The following is a 20,726-nucleotide window of genomic DNA, read 5'->3' on the forward strand; positions in this document are numbered from 1 at the left end:
CCGATCGGCCGCCCGGGACCGGTCAGGCCCTTCCGATCACTGGCCGCCCGTCACTCGTACCGGTACTTCAGCGAATCCGCCTCCGCCTGCTCGATGTCGGCGATCGTCAGCTCCGGCATCCGCAACTGGGCCAGCGTCACCTCGGCCGAGGTCGGCTGCGCGTCCGCCGGCAGCCACTGCTCGGGCTTCCAGGCCCCGCTGCGCATGAGCGACTTGGGGCAGTGTGGGTAGACCTCCTCGATCCCCAGCACCAGCGCACTGGCCGGCGGCTTGCCCACGGCGGTCAGTTGCGACAGCAGCTCCGGGCGAGTGGAGACGCAGGCCCGGCCGTTCACCCTGAGCGTCGTGGTGCGTCCCGGGATGACGAACAGCAGCCCGGCCCGTCCGGTGGCGATGACGTTCTCCAGGGTGTCCAGACGCTTGTTGCCGGTCGCGTCCGGTATCGCCAGCGTCCGTGAGTCCAGGACGGCGACGAACCCGGCGGGGCCGCCGCGCGGGGAAACGTCGCAGTTGCCCTCGGCGTCCGCGCTGGCGACCAGGACCAGCGATGAGCAGCCGATCAACCGCCGGGTCTGGTCGGTGAGTTCGTTCATCTGCTTGCGCAGTGCCGCGTCTTTGGGGAGTTCGTAGGCACGACGCAGCGTCTCCTGGTCGGTCACGGCGTCGAGGAGGAGCGAGTCGAAGGCACTGCCGGTAAGGGATGGCGTCATGCCCCGACCCTAACGGGCCGATCCGCGACCGGTCTTGGCCAGTCGGTGGGGTGATGGAGACACCCGCCCGAGTCCTCCGCGACCCGGCCCGCCTCCTGGAGCGCGCCTACCGGCACCGACGCGTCGCCGCGGTCCTCGCCCTCGCAGGATCGCGCGGAGCGGGCGACGGTCGTCGTCGGGGCGGTGCGGGCGGTCCCTCCAGCGGGTGACGGGAGTGACCGGTCTCCTGCCTGTCACCGGTGTGCGGGGTTTCGAGGACTGCATCAGGTGATCGCGTTCCTTGCCTGGTCCGGGTGAGGGGCGACGTCGCGACCGAGACGCCGAGCGGCGAGCGGTCCCCGACTCCGCGTCACGCGGACCGGAGGGGCCGGGGGTGGCCAGTACCGGTCTCAGCGGCGTGGGGTCAGCGACAGCAGGGGCGCGCCGCCCGGGAAGAGGTATTTGGCGGCGAGAACGGGCCGGCCGGCGGCCGAGACGGTCTGGGTGAGCAGCAGCGCGGGGGTCTCCGGCGGGCGGGAGACGGCCTGACCGCGTTCCTTGCCGAGCACGGTGGCGCCGAGCGTGCTCCGCGCGGTGAACGCGAGACCGTCCGCCGCGCGCAGGAAGGCCGCGAGCATGGTGCCCACAGGTCCGCCGGCGGCTCCGTCCGCACGGTCCCCGTCGGGCTCCGCCGCGTGGGCGGCGAGCGCGCCGGTGAGGGTACGGCCCGCCACCGCCCGCACCTGCTGAGCAGTGCCGTGGCGATGGCGGTCATGGCGCTGGTGGGCGTGCGTTCGCTGCCGGTGATGGTCGGCTGCACGGTGCTGCTCGGTGTGACGTACGCGGGCATCGCCAACATCGTCCTCAATCTGCTGGGCGTGGTGCTGGCGCCCAAGGACCACCCCGGGTTCCTGCCCGGACTGGTCTCGGCCGCGTTCGGGCTGGGCGCCGGGCTGAGCTTCGCCCTGCTCTCGGCCGTCCAGGTCACGGGCAGCCCGCAGGGCAGCTCCTCGGCCGGCGGATACGTCTCCGCCATGCTGCTGGGTGCCGTCGTGGTGGCGGCCGCCTTCGCCGCGTCGTTCCTCATCCCCCAGCCCCGGGAGGCGGAGGTCGCCCACTGAAACCGCCCGTCGGGGCACCCCGCCCGGGGGCTCCGGGCGTCATGCGGGCCGGAGCGCGACTCCGGCCCGCCGGCGCGTGGTGGTTCGCCGGGCACGGGGCCAGTTCGCCTCCCCCGCGTAGCGGTCCTCGAGTCCTGCCGGTCCGCGTAGGCTGCCGGCTTCGGAGATCGACCGCTCGGTGGGAAGTCGGGATGAAGAGATACCTGTGGCCACTCATGTCGTCCGCGCTCCTGTTGACAGCCGCCTGCGCGGGTGAGGCGGAGAGCATCGCCGAGCAGTACGACCGGGGATACCGCTTCGGTCAGGGGCTGCCCGCGACCCACCTGGGCAATCCCACAGCCTCCGACGACACCGCCGCGGCGGACTCGGAGTGCGGCGAGCACGCGGTGACGGACGGGGTGGAGGCGACGAAGCCCTGGATGGCGGGCTGTATCGACGGTGCCCTGGGACGGCCGGCCTCCCCTCCGGCCTCCTCCTGAACCGTCTTGCCACAGCGGCCGTGCAGGCCGCACCGCATCCCAGCGGCCGCACCCCGGGCGCGGGTCCGCCTTCACGTCCCGGCAGGCGTCGGCCACCAGGGCCGTACCGGCCGCCGGCGCCGGGACGGACGCGTGCGGCTGTCGTCCGGGCTGCGTCTGCCACGGCTGACGGCCGAGCGTGAAGCGGGCCCCGGCACGAGCCGGGGCCCGCTTCACGTGTGAACACAGGCAGGCGCAGGGGCCACCGCCCGGCCCGTCCTAGCCGGTGAAGGCCTCGACAAGTGTCCACACCGCCAGTGCGGCCATGCACACGCCCCCGAAGCGCTGGACGGTCTTGAGGGGAACGCGCTTGGCGATGAAGCGCCCTGCGAGCAGGGCGAGGGCGGAGACCGACATCAGGGCGGCCGCGGACCCGATGGCGGTGGAGAGCCAGCCGTTGGTGGCGGCGAGGTTGGCCGTGGTGATCTGGGTGAGATCGCCCCACTCGCTGATGAAGACGGCCATGAAGGCAGTCGTGTAGACGGGCCAGAAGCCGGTCATGGTCTTCGCCCCGTCTTCGTCGTCCTCGTCGTCTCCGCCGCTGCGCAGGAGCACGATGGCGCCGAAGGCGAACAGGGCAGCCGAGACGAGCTTGACCGCCATGTCGGGGAGCAGGCTGAGGAGGCTGCCCGCGCCGACGGCGATGGCGACGTGAACGATGAACGCGGTGGAGGTTCCGAACCACACGTAAAGGGGGCGCATGCGGGTGCCCATGGCCAGGGACGCGAACATCGTCTTGTCGGGGAGTTCGGCGAGGAAGATCAGCCCAAAGGCAGTGAGGATCGCCACGGGGTCGAAAGTCATCCTGATGCTTTCTGCTGGGCCGGGCCACCGGCTGACGCAGCACCTGTGCGGGCGGCGAGAACCGGTTCGGCCCGGCACGACGGTACGGCCCGCACGGGTGTGCGGACACGGTGGTCATGCATGGCCGAAGGTCTCGTCCGCCGCGGCTGACGCCGAGGCCCGATGGCCGGGACAGACATCTGTCCAGTGTGTCGACCAGCGGTATTGCGGGACTACTCCCCTTCGCAGCGCCAAACCTTACACGCTCGCACCGGTCACCGCGCAACGACTGCCGACCCGGCGGCCCCAGGGGCTGTCCCAGTCCCGGCAGCCCTGACGCGCCGGAGGCCAGGACGCGAGTGGGTCGCCGGCGGCAGGCCCGCCGCCGGCGCCGCGGGGCTGAGCGGCCGGCGTCAACGCCTCGCTCTCGCGGTCGCACATTTCCCCGGCCCTCACACGCTGAACGGCGGGCTCCGGGCTCAGTCCGTCTCCGGGGCGGTGCCGTCCTCGGCGGCGGAGCGGACGGTCTCCTCGATCACGACCTCGATGATCCGGTCACGGTCCGCCGGTTCGAGCTCCGGGCCCGGCACCTCGGGCTCCCGGGCGAGCCGGACCCGGACGTGCCGTGCGATCACCTCCGGCGGCGGTTCGGGGTCGGTCCTCCGGCGGTCCTGGTAGACGGTCCAGGCCAGTTGGGCGACGGACACGATCAGTGCGGCCACGGCCACCGGATCGGTGTACTGGACGGGCCCGGAGGTGCCGGACCGGGCGTACAGGGCGGCTTCCACCTCGGGGGCGAGGTCGGGTCCGTGCGACCCGGTCAGCCGGGCGGCTGCGGCCCGGGCACCGGCGGCTGCGGGATCGGTCATGTCGGGTCTCCGGAGGTCGGCTGCGGCTCACGCGTCCGCGAGGGGATCGGTAAGAAGGTAATGCCTTACGGGGGCCGGGAGTTCCCGCCCGGTCACCTCCCACCAGATCCGTCCGACCGCGTCCGCGCCCATGTCCCGCGCCATGCGCTTCAGATGCTCGGGCCCGGTACCGGTCAACGGGTGCGGCACCCCGTCGAAGAGCGTCACGCAGGTGACCGCCCACCGCAGGGCCTCCACCTGCCGCCCCCGCTCCTCGGCGAGGAGCGCGAGCTGCGCATAGGCGAGGGCCAGGCCGGGACGGTCGTCGACGGACTTCCGGGCGGAGATGCTCTCGTGGAACAGTTCTTCGGCACGGTCGAACTTTCCGCGTTCCTGCTCCACCCTGCCGAGCTCGTGATAAGCGTCGGCGAGCCCGCGGCGGTTGTGGAGGGCCTCCTTGAGCTCCAGTGAACGCAGGTACCAGCGCTCGGCCCGGTCGAGCTCTCCGCGCTCCAGGTCCACCATGCCGAGCTGGTGGTAGGTGGTGGCGCGCCCGCTGCGGTCGTCGAGCTCCTCCTGGATGAGGAGGCACCGGCGGAACCACCCCTCCGCCTCGTCCAGTTCGCCCCGCAGCCTGGCGACGACCCCCAGACCCTGGTAGGTGTTGGCGAGGTTGGGGCGGTCGGAGTGCTGAAGCACGAGGCACTCCCGGTACCAGTCCTCCGCCCCGTTCAGGTCGCCCCGCATCCTGGCGACAATCCCCAGGCCGTAACAGCACTGGCCGCTGCCCGCGTTGTCACGCAGTTCCCTGAAGAGGCCGAGGGATTCGCGGTACCAGCGCTCGGCCCCCTCCAGCTCTCCGCGATCTTGGGCTACGCGTGCGAGCTGATGACAGGTGGCGGCGAGGCCCGGGCGATCACCGAGCGACCTCTGGCGCCCGCGGGCCTTGTGGTACCAGTCCTCCGCCTTGTCCAGTTCGCCCCGCATCCGGGCCACGTTGCCGAGGCCGAGGAAGACGGAGGTGAGGTCTTCTTGCACGTGCGTCGCGTCCGGTTGCTCCTCCGCGAGACGGAGCACCGAGCGGTAGGCGCGTTCGGCCTGGTCCAGGCGGCCGGACCGCGCCAGGCTCACGGCGTCCGCCTCGGCCAGGACCAGCCACAGGACCGCGGACGCATCGGTGGCCAGGGCAGCCGCTTCGGGCTGCTCCAGGACGGTGAGAGCACGGTCCAGCCACGCGCGGGACTCTTCGGCAAGCCCCCTCGCGTCCCAGTACATGATCAGCAATCCGAAGATCCCCAAGGCCGGCGGCCACGACCGGTTGTCCAGCGCGTGGCCGAGCAGAGCGCCGAGCGTGCGGTACTGGTGGTCGGTCATGGCCAGCACGTTCTCGGCGTCCGGCCCCCGGAGACGTCCGGCCAGCACGATGCTGAAGGCGGCGTGCGCGTCCAGCAGGGCGTGCAGCGTTGCGGCGGTCTCCCCGTCGGTGCCGGGCCGTTCGGTCGGGGAATCCGGCCCGAGGTGGGCGAGGTAGGCGGGCAGGGCGGGATGGACGCGGTACAGGCCGCCCCCGAGAGGGACGACCAGCCCCACGCCCGCCGCCCGGTCCAGCGCCGCCGCCCACTGGGCCGCGGAACGGTTCCGGTACTTCACGGGAACGCCGGACACCATGGAGAACGTCGCGAGGACCCAGCAGCTCGTCACGTCGTGGAGCAGGCCGAGTACGCCGAGGGCCTGCTGGTCGTCCGGGTCCAGGTGGGTGAAGGAGTAGGCGACGCAGGCGGACAGGGAAGCGGTCCGGTCGCCGTCCCCGGCGCTGCCGGCGGGCAACGGAGCCGTGCCCCGCAAGCCGGCCAACAGCTTCGCCGCGCTGGTGGTCTGCAGGTGCGGCAGGGTCAGCCGCATGCTCAGCGGATGCCCGTCCAGCCACTGCATCAGCTCTCCGAATGCTTCGGAGCCGCGCCGCCGGCGGGCGTCGGGATACGGCGCGAGGAGCTGGTCGACGTATTCGTTGGCCTCTCCCGGCTCCAGCCCGCCGATCCTCACCCGGGCCACGGTGTCCGGCCCGCCGAGCCAGTCCTCGGTGGTGCGGCTGGTGATCACCACGGTGCTGCGCCCGCCCTCCGCGACGCGGCGCAGGAACCGGCGGAGTGCGTCCCGCTCCTCCTCGTCCAGGGGCGGGGTGGTCCGGCGGGGGTCGGGCATCGTGTGCGCGGACTCGAAGTTGTCCCAGATCAGCAACACCCTTTTGCCTGCGAGGAGTTCCTCGGTCGCGGCCCGCGCTTCACCGCGCTCGAGCTGGACGAAGCGGTCGCCCCACACCCGGCGTCCCACGGCGTCGAGCACCGCGTCCACGCCGAAGGATGCCGCGCCGGGCTCGAACGAATGCCAGATCACCCAGGACGGATCGTCCACCGCGCCGGTGTCGCGGCACCAGCGGCCGAACGTCTTGGCCAGCTCGGTCTTGCCCGTCCCGCCGGTGCCGTGCAGCACCACCACCCGCTGCTGCCGTGCCGCGACGTCCAGCAGGTACAAGGGGGCGTCCCGGCCGACGAACTCGCCGACTTCCGCCGGCAGACCGTCCTCGTCGGCGGCCGCCACGGCCCCGTCCGCCGAACGGTGCGGGCCGGCGGCGCGCCGGCGCATGCGGTCCAGCAGGTCTCCGATCGGCTCCCGGCCGCCACGCGCGGTGTGCAGCTCGGGGAACCGCACGTCTCCGCGCGCGTACAGCACCGGGACCATCCAGTCGGCCAGCGCGAGCGGTCCCTTGCGGGAGGGCCGCTGGTCCGCGCTCGCCAAGCGGTGACGGCCGGCCGCCACCGCCTCGGACATGCCGTCGCCGGCGAACAGCCTCTCGTAGAAAGCGGTCATGAACTCGGCCGCCGCCACTGTGTACACCCGGTAGGCCATGGCGACCACCGCGGCCGTGCCCTCCTGCAGCAGGCGGGTGGCCAACGCGGCCTCCACCCGCGCACCGACCGTCCCCGACTCGCAGGCGTTGAGCACCACCACCGGCACCCGCGACGCGGCCAGCACCCGCGCCACCCGGCCTGCCGCCACCCAGTCCGTCCCGCCCGACGGGGCTTCGAAGGCCAGCAGCCCCTGCGGGGCGTCCGCGGGGGACGCCGTCCCGGCCGGGACGATGCCGCCGGCACGGCCGGGGAACCGGGCCGGGACGATGCCGCCGACACGGCCGGGGAACCGGCCGAACTTGCCGTGGCCGTCGAAGTGGACGATCTGGAACGGCTCGCCGGCCTCCTGCGCCGCGCGCAGCTCCTCTTCCAGTCGCGCCAGGGTCGGCGGGCGCAGCACGACGAGTTCCACCCGGCCGCGCACCGCTTCGAGCCGTCGCAGCAGCGGCCGGGCGATCATCCGGTAGCCGACGTCCGTGGTGCCCTCCGGTCGCGAGATCACCATCAGCACCCGCAGCCGGGCCCCTTCCACGCCGAACACCTGTCGCAGATCGGCGGCGGGCAGACTGCGAGTGATCGCCGCCCCGCCCAGGACGAGTGGTGCGGGCCGGCCCTCTTCAGCCATCAACTCCCACGGCAGACCGAGAAGTTCCGCCGAGGCCGAACGCACGACGAGTTCCGCGGGGCCGTCGCCCCGGGCCTCGGCCCGAGCCCGAGCCCTTGTCCACGCGTCACGGGCCGGACCGGCGGGAAAGACGGCGTCGAAGATCCGCGCGCCCCACTCGGGCAGCCGCGCGGCCGTCCGCGGCCCACGTTCGCCGTACACACCGAACGGGGTGTGCAGGTAACTCTCCAGGTACCAGCGCAGCTCGGCGAGTTCGGCCTCCGCCAGCGGCCACACCAGCGGTGTGGGCGTGCCCACGGGGCTGGGGAACTCGCCGGACGGCCACTGCTGCAGCGCCACGCGGGCATCCGGCAGCAGGTCCACCAGTAACCGCTCCGTCAGTCGTTCCGGCACATTCCGCTCCCCCGGGCCGATCCGCTCCTCGTCCCCAGGATGCCTGCTTCACCGAGCCGTCCGGAAGCTCGACAGGCTCTGGCCGGTGTGGTGGCCTGCACCCGAACCGCACGTACCCGTCACCGAACGGATCGTGGGCCGAGTCGCCCAGGACCTCATCGACAGGGGAACGTCACCACTGCCCGACAAAGCCGGCCATCCGTCGAATCCCCTTTGCCCTTCGTTGATGTGGTGTCAACTCCCCGCTCCTAACGTGCGGAGCGCGCGACTCCGCCGCCGACCGGCAGCGGAGCAGTCACCGACCTTTCGTGGAGTGACCGTGGAACGTCGCACTTTCCTGCGCGGGGCAGTCATCGGCACCTCGGCCGCAGCCTTCGGCGGCACCCTCATGCACGGCGCCGCCTACGCGGCCCCGGCCCAGAACGGCCCCGGCCCGTACGGTGCCCTGGGGTCGGCCGACGTCAACGGCATCCAGTTGCCGAGCGGTTTCAGCAGCCGCGTGATCGCCCGGTCGGGCCAGACCGTCGCCGGCACGTCGTACACGTGGCACAGCGCTCCGGACGGCGGCGCCTGTTTCGCCGACGGCTCCGGCTGGATCTACGTCTCCAACTCCGAGATCAACCCCGGCGGCGGCGCGAGCGCCGTGAAGTTCAACTCCTCGGGCACGATCAGCGGCGCCCACCGCATCCTGTCCGGCACCCGGCAGAACTGCGCGGGCGGCAAGACCCCGTGGAACACCTGGCTCTCCTGTGAGGAGGTCAGCCTCGGCTACGTCTACGAGACCGACCCGTACGGGGTGAAGGCCGCCGTACGCCGTGACGCGATGGGCAGGTTCAAGCACGAGGCGGCCGCGGCCGACCCGGTCCGCAAGGTGATCTACCTGACCGAGGACGAGAGCAACGGCTGCTTCTACCGCTTCGTTCCCACCGCCTGGGGCGACCTGTCCTCCGGAACGCTCCAGGTCCTGAAGGCGGGGACGGGCACCTCCGGCTCGTTCACCTGGGCGAACGTACCCGACCCCGACGGCTCCCCGACCACGACCCGCACGCAGGTCTCCGGCGCGAAGGTGTTCAACGGCGGCGAGGGCTGCCACTACGCCAACGACACCGTCTGGTTCACCACCAAGGGCGACAACCGCCTGTGGCAGCTCAATCTGCAGAACAACACCTACGAGCTGGCCTACGACGACAACCTGGTCAACCCCGGTCCCGCCCCGCTGACCGGCGTCGACAACGTCACCGGCTCCTCCTCCGGCGACCTGTTCGTCGCCGAGGACGGCGGCAACATGGAGATCTGCATCATCACCCCGGACGACGTCGTCGCTCCCTTCCTCCGCGTCACCGGCCAGTCCGGCTCCGAGATCACCGGTCCGGCCTTCTCCCCCGACGGCACCCGCCTCTACTTCTCCAGCCAGCGCGGCACCAGCGGCAGCTCCTCGGGCGGCATCACCTACGAGGTCACCGGCCCGTTCCGCCCCTAGAGTCCATGATGGGCGGATCAGTTGATCGGACGTGTCCGTCCGCTCAGTGATCACTGATGCGATGCGGGACCGGATCGAGCCGCTGATGCCGCGCGATCCGGTCCGTGGACGGCGGTGGACCGACCATCGCCGAACCCTGGAAGCCATCGCGTGGCAGTACCGCACCTGATCGTCCGTCCGGGCGCGATCTGCAGAAGACCTGCTGCTCGCCGGATCGCGATCCATGGCCGGATCCAGCCTTCGCCGTCCACTGCCGCGCGGAGGCCGGACCCGCGGTACCCGCCGGCCGCTATCCGAGCGTGAGCATCGCCTCGGTGATCTCGTCGACCGCCGCATCGGGGATCGCGGTGGCGGCCTCCTCGAGGACGAGCAGGCGTGCCCCGGAGATCTCGCGCGCGAGCGCCTCGCCGTTGCCGACGGGGAAGAACCGGTCGCGCCGGCCGTGGACGACCAGCGTGGGGACGTCGATCTCGGGCAGGCGCTCGCGCCAGCGGGGTTCGCAGTCCAGCCTGGAGAACACCATGCCCAGCTGGTTGGCCATCTGGACGGGGGGTGCGGTGCCGGGCGTGCGGTCCCAGACGCGGGCGGCGACCGCACGCGCGGCGACGGGGTCGTCTCCGCGGATCTCCGCACCGGCGGCGGCGAACTCCGCGACCGCCTCGCGGTCGGTCCAGTCGGGCATCGGGCACGCGAACAGCCGGCGCATCGTCGCCCGGTCGTGGTCGGGGAGGTCGTCGTCGGGCGGGCCGGGTGCGACCGCGCGGGTGCCGACCAGGGTGAGCGCCGAGAACGCGTCCGGATGGTCGAGCACGGCCACCTGGGCGACCATCCCGCCGACGCCGATCCCCGCGAGGTGAGCAGGCCCCCCGCCGAGCGCGCCGGCAAGGGCCGCCGCGTCGTCGGCGAGGGCACGCAGGGTGTAGGCGGGCGCCTCCGGATCCGTCGTCGTCGACTCGCCGCTGTCGCGCAGGTCGTAGCGCACCACACGGCGCCCGCCGGCGGCGAGGCGCTCGCACAGCGCGTCGGGCCAGGAGAGCATCGTCGTTCCGCCCGCGAGCAGGACGAGCGGCGCGTCGTCGTCGCCGAACGACTCGATGCCCAGGACCGTCTCATTGGCGTTGACAGTGGTCATCGGATCACCGGAGGAGGTCGTAGGTCAGGTGCGTCGCGGTCGATGTCGGGATCACGCTGCGCTGCACCAGCGTGTACCGCGCTTCGCCGGTGAACAGGGGTGTCCCGGCGCCCAGCACGACGGGCGCGAGGTGCAGGCTCAGCGTGTCGACCAGCCCGGCGTCGAGTGCCGAGCCGATCGTGGCGCCGCCGCCCATGAGGATGACGTCGAGGTCCCTGCCGCTGTCCGACGACGCCGCCTCGGCTCGCTCACGCGCGGCGGTGACGGCGTCGGGCAGCCCGGTGGTGACGAACGTCCAGTCGAGGTCGGCCGTCCGCACCGACTCCGGCGGCGAGCTCGTCACGACGACGAACGCGGGCTTGCCCACTTCGCCGGCGCCGTAGCCGGTCGTGTCGTCCCAGCCCCCGGGCCCGTCGACCACGTCGAACAGGTGGCGGCCGAGGACGACGGCGCCCGAACGGGCGGTCCCCTCCCGCAGGACCCGGCGGTCGTCGGCGTCGTCGGAGAACGCCCATGTGTGCAGCGCCTCGCCACCGGTGCCCAGACCGTTGCCCGGGCCGGGATCCGGCCCGGTGACGAAGCCGTCCAGGGAGACCGAGATGTCTGCGATGATGCGAGTCATACCAGGGCAGACCCGATCCGTCGTCCGAACTCATCGCCGCACCGTACGAGCGGCACAGACGCCCCGGTCAAGGCGTGCCTCCGACGTCCGACGTGGCCCACCGGAACGCTGGCCCGCCCGGCGACGTCGCCACCGGGCCGCAGCCCGAGCCGGCCCTTGCCGGAGGCACGCCGCGAGGCCGTCAGCGGCAAGGCGGTGTTCCGGGGTCACCGGTCAGGGTGCAATCCTCTACGACCACGCGCGTTCGGCCAGGCCGGGACCCGCCGGCCCCCTAGCGTGCTTCGGAAGCGATCCCGGCGGGCCGTCGCCGGGATCCGGACCTACGGAGGCACCTGAACGTGACCGTCGACATCTCTGAGCTCACCGGGGACTACGTCCTCGACCCGGCCCACACCCGGATCGGCTTCGTCGCCCGCCACGCCATGGTCACCAAGGTGCGCGGCGCCTTCCACCAGTTCGAAGGCACCGCGCACCTGGACGGCGCCACCCCGGCCAATTCCACCGGCCAGGTGGTGATCAAGACGCAGAGCATCGACACCGGCGTCGAGCAGCGCGACCAGCACCTGCGCACCAACGACTTCCTGGACGCGCCGACGTTCCCCGACATCACCTTCCGCTCCACCCGGGTCGAGCAGAAGTCCGACACCGAATACCTGGTCACGGGCGACCTCACCATCAAGGACACCACCAAGCCGGTCACCATCGGCTTCGAGTACACGGGCAACACCATCGACCCCTACGGCAACCTGCGCGTCGGCCTGGAAGGCTCGGTCACCATCTCCCGCAAGGAGTTCGGCATCACCTGGAACGCGGCCCTGGAAGGAGGCGGCGTCCTGGTCGGCGACAAGATCGTCCTGGAACTCGACATCTCCGCCATCAAGCAGGGCTAGCAGCGCCACCCGCCCCGCTCGCACGCCCGCCACGCATCCGGCAGGGGAAGCGATCACGCGGCGCGGTCCTCGACGTCGGGGCCGCGCCGTCACACGAGTGTTCCGCCACCACGGCATGAACACTCATCGGACGCCTTCTAGGCGGCGCGGCGGTTCCCGCGGCGGCGTACCGCCACGGCGGTGCCGCCACCGGCGACGACGAGCGCGGCGCCCGTACCGGCGATCGCCGTGGCTGCCGTTCGTTCCCGTCTCGGCGAGGTCGCTCCCAGCGTCCGTTCCGGCCCTTCTGGATCCGCGGTCCGCCGGAGTCCCCGAAGCAGGCCATGGCCCCGGGCACGGTGGTGACGGTGCACAGCCGGGTCGGGCCCGCGTAGCCCGGCGCGCAATCCGATTCAGCTCCCCTGCGGGTGTTCAGCTCCTGCAGCCGGTCCCGGAACCTGAACTCGGGGGCCGACTCGGGGGTGGTCGCCATGAACGGGTAGCGCTCGGTGGAGTCCGATCCGTTCACGATGGCTCCGGCGCTGCCGGCCATGACAGTGGCGCAGGCCACGGCGGCGAGGGCGCTGACGGCAGCGGTGCGGGCCGTACGGCGGCGCAGTGCGCCGAGGCTCGGGAGTAGGAGCCTTTGCCACCGGGGCTCAGAAGGTCCGCCGGCTGCCACACTTGGGGCCACGCCCACGAACCGTCACTCGAGAATCGCGGTCACCACGGCACCCGGCTCGGGGCCGGCCTGTGCTGCCAGTGAGCCGTCGGGCGACCACACCCCGGAGCCACCGGAGGTCTCCCGGTACTCGCCACTCGGCCCCGCCACGGTCGAGAGCACAACCCACGCGGCATGGGTCACTGCCCGTTCCCTCATGTGGCCGTCCCTACGGGCCGACTGCTCAGGACCGGCACCGTAGAGCGTGCTGGCGACATACGCGTCGATGCCCAACGCCGCTGTGTCCGCCGCGTGCTGCGGCACCGCGGCGTCCCGGCACACGGCGAGCCCCATCCGCCACCCGTCGATCTCCAGCACCGCCGGCTTGTCGCCCGGGGTGAAGCGGAGCGTCTCGTCTCCGTGCAGATGCATCTTCGCGTACACCAGCGCCACCCCTTCGCCCGTGACGGACAGAGTCGCGATGTACTCCCGCCCGTCTGCTCCCCGTACGGGAGCGCCGGCCAGCGCCGTCGCTCCCGTGTCACGGCACGCGTCGATCAGTGGGGCGAGCCGGGGATCGTCCGTGGCCACGGTCGGTGCAGCGAGGTCGTACCCGGTGAGCGAGAGCTCCGGGAAGACGACCAGACGCGCCCCGGCACGCAGCACTGCCCCGGCGTGCGAAGCGGCGTTGGCGGCGACGTCCAGGTCGACGCAGCGGGGCTGGGCGACGGCGACGGTCAGCGGTTCGGGCATACGACACTCCAGGTCAGGCGGGCGACGGGACCGCCGATCAGCCTAGTCCTGTGCTTGGCACGTCGGCTCGGGGCGACGGCCGGACGACGACGCGGTACCAGCCGTGCGGTCCGGGCGCGGAACCCGCCGCGGGGCAGCCCGGCACGCTCCGGCGGGCCTGCCGCCGCCGGTGCCGCGGCAGCAACGAGTGCCCGAGCGCGGTCAGTTCGTATTCGACGCGGACCGGGACGGCCGGGATCACCGTCCGCGACACCAGCCCGTCGCGCTCCAGATGCCGCAAGGTCTGCGTGAGCATGCGATGCGGGACCGAACGCAGCGCGCCGACACGGCCCCCCGGCACGCCGTCGAGCCGGGTACGGCCGTACTCTGCGGCCCATGAGTGACGACACCACCGACACCCCGGCCACCCCGCTCGAAGCCCTCGACCAGCTCCTGGCGGGCAACCGGCGCTTCACCGGCGGCACGCCCCGCCACCCCAACCAGGACGCCGGTCGCCGCGCCGACACGGCGTACGCCCAGCACCCGTTCGCCGTACTGCTCGGATGCTCCGACTCCCGCCTGGCCGCCGAGATCATCTTCGACCAGGGGCTGGGGGACCTGTTCGTCGTGCGCACCGCCGGGCACGCCGTGGGGCCCGAGGTCCTCGGCAGCATCGAGTACGGGACCAAGGTGCTCGGCAGCCCCCTGGTCGTGGTCCTCGGCCATGACGCCTGCGGTGCCATCGCGGCGACCCGCGGGGCCGTGGAGAACGGCACGATCGCCCGTGGGTACGTGCGGGACGTGATCGAGCGGGTGACCCCCAGTGTGCTGGCGGCGCAGGCCGCCGGCGTGAGCGAGAACGACGGTTTCATCGATACGCACGTCCGTCACACCGTCGACCTCCTCCTGGACCGTTCGCGGGAACTCGCCGACCAGGTCGCCTCCGGGCGCACGGCAGTCGTCGGCCTGTCCTATCGCCTGGCCGAGGGAAGCGTGCGGCCAGTCGTCGCCCGCGGCGTGGACCTGCCGGCGGCCGCAGCCCGCGCGACCGCCCCGGCCTCGTAGCCGACGACACGCTCGTCGCCGCTCCCCGAGCGGGCGAGCCCTCCGGCCCGTCCCCGGTGAGCAGCCGGTCCAGGCCCCGCGGTTCACCGGCATCCCGACGGCGGACCTCCCGAGCCGGCCTGCCGGACCGGATCGGCCGTGGAGCCGGCTGCGCGTCAACTTCCGTCCTCCTCGGTCCGAAGCGCCGGCCGGCACGTACGAGCGCCACCGGTCGCGTCACCGCGAGACGAACCCGCGCAGCCGCCGCGGCTGAGCCGAACCCCGTCGGAGCATCCCGACCGGATCCCCGGTAAACCCCTCGGCCGGGCAGGGCAACTCACGAGCGGGCGTGCCCGGTGGCGGGCGCCTCCTACGGCTGGAGGGATGTGCTGTGAACGTAGCGGATTCTGCGGCATCACCGGAGGAAGCCGGAACCGGGGCCGGCCGACGGGCGAGGAGGTCCCCGGTGTCCCGCCGCGGGTTCCTGGCGGGCGCCGGCGCCGCCGTGGCGATGACCTCGTTGACCGGGCCGGCTGCCCTCGCGGCGGGCCCCGGCACCGGCGGCGACCTGCGCCTGGACGCGGGCACCACGTTCGGGGCACGGGTCTCGCCCGACGGCCGGTGGATCGCCCTCGACCTGCTGGGGGTCCTGTGGGTCATGCCGGCGTCGGGCGGGCAGGCGCGGCGGCTGACCAGCGACCTGTTCGACATCGCGCAGCCCGACTGGTCTCCGGACGGCGGCCGGTTGGTCTTCCAGTCCTACCGAGACGGTGTCTTCAACCTCTGGACCGTACGGCCCGACGGCAGTGGCCTGCGCCAGTTGACCGAGGGGCCCTTCGACCACCGGGAACCGCGCTGGTCACCGGACGGGCGCACGATCGTCTTCTCGGGCGACGCGTCGGGCGGCTACGCGATCCACACGTACGACGTCGGCAGCGGACGGATCGCCGTACTCGCCGACGGACCCGGTGAGGAGTACGAGCCGGCCTGGTCGCCGGACGGCGACCGGGTGGCCTTCGTGGTGGACAACACCCGTATCGAGGTCGTGGACCGCACCACCGGCCGGCGCAGCACCCACGTCACCGTGCCCGCGGGCCAGGTGATCCACCAGCCGGAGTGGACCCAGGACGGCACCGGCCTGGTCCACCACCTGACCTACGACGGGCGCTGCCACCTCATGAGCGGTGACACGCCCCTCGTCGACGACGAGGAGACCTTCCCGTTCAGGGTGTCGTGGATCGACCGTGAACGCTTCGTGTACACCGCGAACGGCAGGATCCGCGTGCGGTCGCTCAACGGCACGGGCGCCCGCACCATCGGCTTCTCCGCCGCCGTCACCACCCGGAGGCCCAGGTACACCAGGCGCCGGTCCGACTTCGAGAGCACCGGCCCGCGGCCCGTGCGCGGAATCGGAAGCCCGGTGCTGTCCCCCGACGGCGAGCACATCGCCTTCCGGGCGCTCAATGACCTCTACGTCATGCGGATCGGCCGTGCGCCGCAGCCGTTGACCCGCGACCACTGGTGGAAGTGCGATCCCGCCTGGTCGCCCGACGGGAAGCGGCTGGCGTACTCGACGGACCGCGGCGGGACGCTCGACATCTGGATCAGGGATCTCGACACGGGCCGAGACCGGCAACTGACCGACCTCGGTACCAGGGCGGCGGTGTCCGCGGCGTGGTCGCCCACCGGAAAGGAGATCGCCTTCCTGGACCAGGACGGCGCGCTGTGGACCGTCGACGTGGCGAGCGGCGGTGTGCGCCGCGTCTTCACCGCGACGTTCGAGCCCGGAAGACCCACGTGGTCCCCCGACGGCGAGACGATCGCCCTGGCGGCGGTGAAACCGTACTCGGCGAGATTCCGTGAAGGACTGAGCCAGATCCTGCTCGTCGACCGGACCACCGGGCGGGGCAGATACGTCGAGGCCGTGGCCGGCCGTTCGATCCAGACCCGGGGGGACGACGGACCCGTCTGGTCCCCCGACGGCAGGCGCATGGCGTTCGCGGTCGCGAGCGTCCTGTACACCGTGGACGTCGCCAAGGACGGAACGCCGGTCGGTGAACCCCGGCAGATCACCGGCGAAGTGACCGACGCGCCGTCGTGGAGCGGCGACTCGAAGCACCTCCTGTACCTCAACAACGGCAGGCTCCGCCTGGTACGGGCGGAGGGCGGGCGCCCTCGCACGGTCGCCGTGCCGCTGACGTGGACCGCCGTCCGGCCGCCGGAGCGCACCGTGGTGCACGCGGGCCGGATGTGGGACGGCGTCCGCCAGGAGATCCGGCGCGACGTCGACATCGTCGTCGAAGGGCACCGGATCAGTGCCGTGGAGCCGCACGCCGAGGGCCGGGCGGGCAAGCTCGTCGACGCACGCGACCGGCTGGTGATGCCCGGGCTCATCGACATGCACCACCACCGGGAGATGCAGGGCTATGCCTACGGCGACCGCCAGGGGAGGCTCTGGCTCTCCCTGGGCGTGACCACGACGAGGTCTCCGGGGAGCCCGGCGTACCACATGGTCGAGGAGCGCGAGGCCACGCGGTCCGGCGCCCGGATCGCGCCCAGGTACTTCGCGACGGGCGAGGCGGTCGACGGGCCGCGCATCTACTACAACTTCATGCGCCCCACCTTCACCGGCGCACAGCTCGAGCTGGAACTGGAGCGCGCGAAGAGCCTGGAGTACGACCTCATGAAGTGCTACGTCCGCCTGCCGGTCATGTGGCACAAGCGGGTCGTCGCCTTCGCGCACGGGGTCGGTATCCCCGTCACCTCGCACTATCACTACCCGGCCATGGCGTTCGGCGGTGACGCGATGGAGCACACGGGGGCGACGAACCGCTTCGGCTACTCGCGTACCGTGACACCCCTCGGAACGGGCTACTCCGACGTCACGGCCCTCTTCGTGGCGTCGGACATGGCCCGGACACCGACCCTCTTCGGCTCGACGACCCTGTACCGGGAAGACAGGTCCCTGGTCGAGGACCGCCGGGTACGGACACTGAACCCGCCGTGGCGCATGGCCGCCCTCCGGGAGAGCGCCGACGCGGCGAGCCGGACCGATCAGACCGCTCGGCGCGCGAACCTCCGCGAGCAGGTCCGGCAGGCCCTCGGCATCTTCCGCGCAGGAGGCCGGATCGTCCTCGGCACCGACGCCCCGATCGACCACGCGGCCGTCAGCCTGCACATGAACCTGCGTGCCATGGTCACCTACGGGTTCACCCCGTACGAGGCACTGGTGACGGCGACGAGCCTGGCGGGCGAGACACTGGGCGAGGACCTGGGCCGGATCGAACGCGGGATGTACGCCGACCTCGCGGTCGTCGACGGCGACCCGCTCGCCGACATCAAGGACGCCGCCAACGTCGAACAGGTGCTCGTGTCCGGCATCGCGCACACCGTCGACTCCCTGATGCGGCCGTTCTCCGGGACTTCGACCTCCGGCCTGCGGAAGCCGGACGGCGGCGCCGAACTCCCGCCCGTCCCCGACCATCCGGGCAACAGGAAGTTCTGGTGGCACGGGCACGCGTACGTGGAGAAGGCACGGCACGCCTGCTGCAGCGGGTGAGGAACACCACCGCGTGACGCCGCGCGGCCGTCGGGTCGGACGCCGGATCACGGTGTCACGGGACCGGCCCGACGGCCGCGCCGCACCGGGCGGCCGGTTCACCGTCCACCCGGCGGCTTCCGCTCCGCCCGCGCCGAGGTTTCCACGCTCCCCGCCGGGCAATGATCCCGCCCGTGGGCCGGCCGGCCCGCGCAGGTCCTGCGAAAGGTTGTCAGGCGATGTCCTCAAGACCGATGCGGTCGCCCATGGAACGGGGCGTCAGGCGCACCGCCGTCCTCGGGGTGAGCTCAGCGCTCGCCGCGGCCCTCACCGTGGCGCTGCCGGTGCCCGCGTCGTCCTCGGCGACGGCCCCGATCGAGCAACCCGCCTCCTGGGTCGACCCCCTGATCGGTTCGGCGAACGGCGGTAACACGTATCCCGGAGCCGTCCTGCCGTACGGCATGATCTCCTGGTCCCCGACCAGCACGGCCGGTGACCAGACCAGCACCGGTGCCGCCAACGGCTACCACTACGACACCACGCGCATCCGCGGCCTGAGCCTGACTCATGTCAACGGCGCCGGGTGCCATCCCGGGGCCGCGGGCGACGTCCCCGTCATGCCCTTCGCGGGAGACGTCACCTCCTCCCCGTCCGCCGACACCAAGGACGAGGTCTACGCGGCCGGCTTCTCCCACGACGACGAACGAGCCGTACCCGGCCGGTACACACTCGGCCTGGACTCGGGTGTCCAGGCAGACCTGGCGGTTTCCCGGCGCGCCGGCGTCGCCGACTTCACCTTCCCGGCCGGGAAACCCGCCAACCTGCTCTTCAGGGTCTCGAACTCGCTCAATGGAAGCGAGGACGCGCACATCGACATCGACAGAGCCAAGCGCAAGGTCACCGGCTGGGTCCACACCGGCGCCTTCTGCGGGCGGCGCGCCAACGGCGGTGTGAACAACCGCAAGAGCTACTACAAGCTGTACTTCAGCGCCTCCTTCGACCGGGCGTTCGCCTCCACCGGAACCTGGAAGGACGGCACCCTCGCCCCGGGCACCACGTCCGCCGGGGGCGGCGAGGGTTACGCCACCGGAACGGACCGGGCGGGCCGCGGCTCCGGTGGGTACGTGGGGTTCGACACCCGCCGCGACAACGATGTCCACATGCGGCTGGGCATCTCGTACGTGAGCCTGGCAGGCGCCGAGGCCAACCTGCGTGAGGAGATCGGGCCGGACGACGGTGTCGACGACGTCGCCGCCGCCGGCTTGCGCACCTGGAACCGGGAGCTGGGCAGCGTCAGGATCAGCGGCGGCACGCCCGCCCGCCGCACCGCCTTCTACACCGCTCTGTACCACTCGCTGCTGCAGCCCAACGTGGTCAGCGACACCGACGGCCGCTACCCGGGCATGGACGGCCAACCGCACCGGATAGAGAAGGGCCAGACGGCGCAGTACAGCAATTTCTCCGGGTGGGACCAGTACCGCGCCCACATACAGCTCCTCGCGCTGCTCAAGCCTCGCCTCGCCGGTGACTACGCCCAGTCGCTGTACAACTTCGCCCGCCAGAACGGCGACGTGTGGGACCGATGGGTGCACATCAGCGGCGCCACTCACGTCATGACCGGCGACCCCTCGGCGGCGACGCTGGCCACCTTCTACGCGATGGGCGTACGGAACTTCGACGTACAGGGCGCCTTCGACTCACTGGTACGCCAGGCCACCGTCCCGCATCCCGACGGCCTCCTCGACGCCGGCTGCCCGGGCCAGTGTGTCGGGCAGCGCCCCAACCTCGCGCAGTACAAGGCCAGTCACTACGCCGCTCACGACGTCTGTCACTGCTGGGGCGGAGCCGCCGAGACCCTGGAAGCCTCGGTCGCGGACTCCGCACTCGCGGGCTGGGCACGGCTGCTGGGGCGGGAGAAGGAGGCCGAGGAGTTCACCGAGCGGGCCGGCTACTGGCGCAATGTCTTCAATCCCCGGGCGACGGACGGCGAAGGTTACATCCAGGCCCGCAATCTGGACGGCTCTTGGGTGACCCCCTTCGACCCCGGCAGCGACCGGGGCTTCGCTCAGGGAACCAGCGCCACCTACACCTGGATGGTGCCGCAGGACGTCCAGGGTCTGGCCGACGCGATGGGCGGACGGTCCGCGGCGGCGGCGCGGCTGGACGGCTTCTTCCACAAGCCGGACGGCTCCTGGTCGATCCGGGGCGGTGACCCGCTGCGCTACGACCCCACCAACGAGCCCGGAATCCACGCGCCGTGGCTCTACAACGCGCTGGGGCAGCCGTGGAAGACCCAGGAAACCGTCCGGCAGATCGTCGACACGGTGTACGGCACCGGGCCGAGCGGCCTGCCCGGCAACGACGACCTGGGCACCATGTCCGCCTGGTACGTCTTCTCCACGCTGGGCCTCTTCCCGCAGCAGCCCGGCAGTGCGGCGATGCTGTTCGGCACCCCGGTGTTCACGCGGGCGGTCGTCGAACGGCCCGGGGACCGCGACATCGTCATCAGCGCCCCGGACGCCGGCGACTCGCACCGCTACATCGACGCGCTGAGGGTCGACGGGAGCGCGAGTGACCGCTCCTGGGACGACGGCGGTCTCGTCGAGTCGGGCGGCCGCATCGACTTCGAGCTGTCCGACCGGCCGGACAAGGAGTGGGCGACCACGCCGGCGAACCTGCCGCGCTGATCCCTCCGCCACCGGGGTCGGCGCGGCGACGCCGCGGCCCGTACCCGCCCTCGCGGGCACGGGCCGCGGCAGCCA

General features: G+C 72.2%; 15 protein-coding genes and 3 pseudogenes. 8 read left to right on the plus strand and 10 right to left on the minus strand.

Features of this window, described 5'->3' with window-relative positions:
* Window positions 1–50: 50 nt before the first annotated feature.
* Window positions 51–710, minus strand: a complete 660-nt coding sequence (locus ACH499_RS14545; protein ID WP_356202584.1) for an MSMEG_1061 family FMN-dependent PPOX-type flavoprotein — start codon at window positions 708–710, stop codon at window positions 51–53.
* Between the two features lie 389 nt (window positions 711–1,099).
* Complete coding sequence (locus ACH499_RS14550) at window positions 1,100–1,423, minus strand: hypothetical protein (RefSeq protein ID WP_399015854.1); 324 nt, start codon at window positions 1,421–1,423, stop codon at window positions 1,100–1,102.
* 24 nt (window positions 1,424–1,447) lie between these two features.
* Between ACH499_RS14550 and ACH499_RS14555 the strand changes: the two genes are divergently transcribed.
* Both ACH499_RS14555 and ACH499_RS14560 read left to right on the plus strand, forming a co-directional pair.
* On the plus strand, window positions 1,448–1,810 hold the full coding sequence (locus tag ACH499_RS14555) for a hypothetical protein (protein ID WP_399015856.1): 363 nt from the start codon (window positions 1,448–1,450) through the stop codon (window positions 1,808–1,810).
* A 191-nt stretch (window positions 1,811–2,001) separates the two neighbouring features.
* Window positions 2,002–2,289 carry a hypothetical protein gene (locus ACH499_RS14560; RefSeq protein ID WP_399015858.1) on the plus strand — a complete coding sequence of 96 codons (288 nt, stop codon included), beginning with the start codon at window positions 2,002–2,004 and terminating at the stop codon, window positions 2,287–2,289.
* A gap of 258 nt (window positions 2,290–2,547) precedes the next feature.
* On the opposite strand, the gene ACH499_RS14565 is transcribed toward ACH499_RS14560, so the two are convergent.
* The 3 genes from ACH499_RS14565 to ACH499_RS14575 all read right to left on the minus strand — a co-directional run bounded on the left by ACH499_RS14565 (window position 2,548) and on the right by ACH499_RS14575 (window position 7,886).
* Window positions 2,548–3,132, minus strand: a complete 585-nt coding sequence (locus ACH499_RS14565; protein WP_356202578.1) for a TMEM165/GDT1 family protein — start codon at window positions 3,130–3,132, stop codon at window positions 2,548–2,550.
* A gap of 458 nt (window positions 3,133–3,590) precedes the next feature.
* Complete coding sequence (locus tag ACH499_RS14570; protein WP_399015860.1) at window positions 3,591–3,980, minus strand: hypothetical protein; 390 nt, start codon at window positions 3,978–3,980, stop codon at window positions 3,591–3,593.
* 27 nt (window positions 3,981–4,007) lie between these two features.
* Complete coding sequence (locus ACH499_RS14575) at window positions 4,008–7,886, minus strand: tetratricopeptide repeat protein (RefSeq protein WP_399015862.1); 3,879 nt, start codon at window positions 7,884–7,886, stop codon at window positions 4,008–4,010.
* A gap of 319 nt (window positions 7,887–8,205) precedes the next feature.
* Here ACH499_RS14575 and ACH499_RS14580 point away from each other — a divergent pair, with 319 nt between their 5' ends.
* Both ACH499_RS14580 and ACH499_RS14585 read left to right on the plus strand, forming a co-directional pair.
* Window positions 8,206–9,366, plus strand: a complete 1,161-nt coding sequence (locus ACH499_RS14580) for an alkaline phosphatase PhoX (protein WP_399015864.1) — start codon at window positions 8,206–8,208, stop codon at window positions 9,364–9,366.
* Window positions 9,367–9,397: 31 nt separating this feature from the next.
* Window positions 9,398–9,532: pseudogene (locus ACH499_RS14585) on the plus strand (IS5/IS1182 family transposase); the annotation flags it as partial.
* Between the two features lie 123 nt (window positions 9,533–9,655).
* Here the strand turns inward: ACH499_RS14585 and ACH499_RS14590 are convergent.
* A complete protein-coding gene (locus ACH499_RS14590) occupies window positions 9,656–10,498 on the minus strand; it encodes an alpha/beta fold hydrolase (protein ID WP_399015865.1) in 843 nt (280 codons plus the stop codon).
* A gap of 4 nt (window positions 10,499–10,502) precedes the next feature.
* Window positions 10,503–11,120 (minus strand): dihydrofolate reductase family protein, encoded by a 618-nt coding sequence (locus tag ACH499_RS14595; protein WP_399015867.1) that lies wholly within the window; start codon window positions 11,118–11,120, stop codon window positions 10,503–10,505.
* Between the two features lie 332 nt (window positions 11,121–11,452).
* Between ACH499_RS14595 and ACH499_RS14600 the strand changes: the two genes are divergently transcribed.
* On the plus strand, window positions 11,453–12,010 hold the full coding sequence (locus ACH499_RS14600; protein ID WP_399016026.1) for a YceI family protein: 558 nt from the start codon (window positions 11,453–11,455) through the stop codon (window positions 12,008–12,010).
* Between the two features lie 262 nt (window positions 12,011–12,272).
* Here ACH499_RS14600 and ACH499_RS14605 read toward each other — a convergent pair.
* The 3 genes and pseudogenes from ACH499_RS14605 to ACH499_RS14615 all read right to left on the minus strand — a co-directional run.
* Window positions 12,273–12,542: pseudogene (locus tag ACH499_RS14605) on the minus strand (hypothetical protein); the annotation flags it as partial.
* A 153-nt stretch (window positions 12,543–12,695) separates the two neighbouring features.
* Window positions 12,696–13,403, minus strand: coding sequence for a carbon-nitrogen hydrolase family protein (locus ACH499_RS14610; RefSeq protein WP_399015869.1), 708 nt, complete (start codon window positions 13,401–13,403; stop codon window positions 12,696–12,698).
* A gap of 181 nt (window positions 13,404–13,584) precedes the next feature.
* Window positions 13,585–13,704, minus strand: a pseudogene (locus ACH499_RS14615) (winged helix-turn-helix transcriptional regulator); the annotation flags it as partial.
* A gap of 74 nt (window positions 13,705–13,778) precedes the next feature.
* Here ACH499_RS14615 and ACH499_RS14620 point away from each other — a divergent pair.
* From ACH499_RS14620 to ACH499_RS14630, 3 genes are all read left to right on the plus strand, one after another.
* Window positions 13,779–14,447: a carbonic anhydrase gene (locus tag ACH499_RS14620; RefSeq protein WP_399015871.1), complete on the plus strand. Its 669-nt coding sequence runs from the start codon at window positions 13,779–13,781 to the stop codon at window positions 14,445–14,447.
* Between the two features lie 445 nt (window positions 14,448–14,892).
* Entirely contained in the window at window positions 14,893–17,985 is a 3,093-nt protein-coding gene (locus tag ACH499_RS14625) for an amidohydrolase family protein (protein WP_399015873.1), read from the plus strand.
* A 245-nt stretch (window positions 17,986–18,230) separates the two neighbouring features.
* The gene (locus tag ACH499_RS14630) at window positions 18,231–20,651 is read left to right on the plus strand and encodes a GH92 family glycosyl hydrolase (RefSeq protein ID WP_399016028.1); all 2,421 of its coding nucleotides are present in this window, start codon (window positions 18,231–18,233) and stop codon (window positions 20,649–20,651) included.
* Window positions 20,652–20,726 lie beyond the last annotated feature (75 nt).

It is taken from the genome of Streptomyces sp. NPDC018947 (assembly GCF_044390505.1).
Classification (GTDB): domain Bacteria; phylum Actinomycetota; class Actinomycetes; order Streptomycetales; family Streptomycetaceae; genus Streptomyces.

What these genes read in the sequence shown, in the direction of transcription:
- ACH499_RS14545 (WP_356202584.1), bottom strand. Translation starts at nt 710, where the DNA reads ATGACGCCATCCCTTACCGGCAGTGCCTTCGACTCGCTCCTCCTCGAC.
- ACH499_RS14560 (WP_399015858.1), top strand. Translation starts at nt 2,002, where the DNA reads ATGAAGAGATACCTGTGGCCACTCATGTCGTCCGCGCTCCTGTTGACA.
- ACH499_RS14565 (WP_356202578.1), bottom strand. Translation starts at nt 3,132, where the DNA reads ATGACTTTCGACCCCGTGGCGATCCTCACTGCCTTTGGGCTGATCTTC.
- ACH499_RS14570 (WP_399015860.1), bottom strand. Translation starts at nt 3,980, where the DNA reads ATGACCGATCCCGCAGCCGCCGGTGCCCGGGCCGCAGCCGCCCGGCTG.
- ACH499_RS14590 (WP_399015865.1), bottom strand. Translation starts at nt 10,498, where the DNA reads ATGACCACTGTCAACGCCAATGAGACGGTCCTGGGCATCGAGTCGTTC.
- ACH499_RS14595 (WP_399015867.1), bottom strand. Translation starts at nt 11,120, where the DNA reads ATGACTCGCATCATCGCAGACATCTCGGTCTCCCTGGACGGCTTCGTC.
- ACH499_RS14610 (WP_399015869.1), bottom strand. Translation starts at nt 13,403, where the DNA reads ATGCCCGAACCGCTGACCGTCGCCGTCGCCCAGCCCCGCTGCGTCGAC.
- ACH499_RS14620 (WP_399015871.1), top strand. Translation starts at nt 13,779, where the DNA reads ATGAGTGACGACACCACCGACACCCCGGCCACCCCGCTCGAAGCCCTC.
- ACH499_RS14630 (WP_399016028.1), top strand. Translation starts at nt 18,231, where the DNA reads ATGGAACGGGGCGTCAGGCGCACCGCCGTCCTCGGGGTGAGCTCAGCG.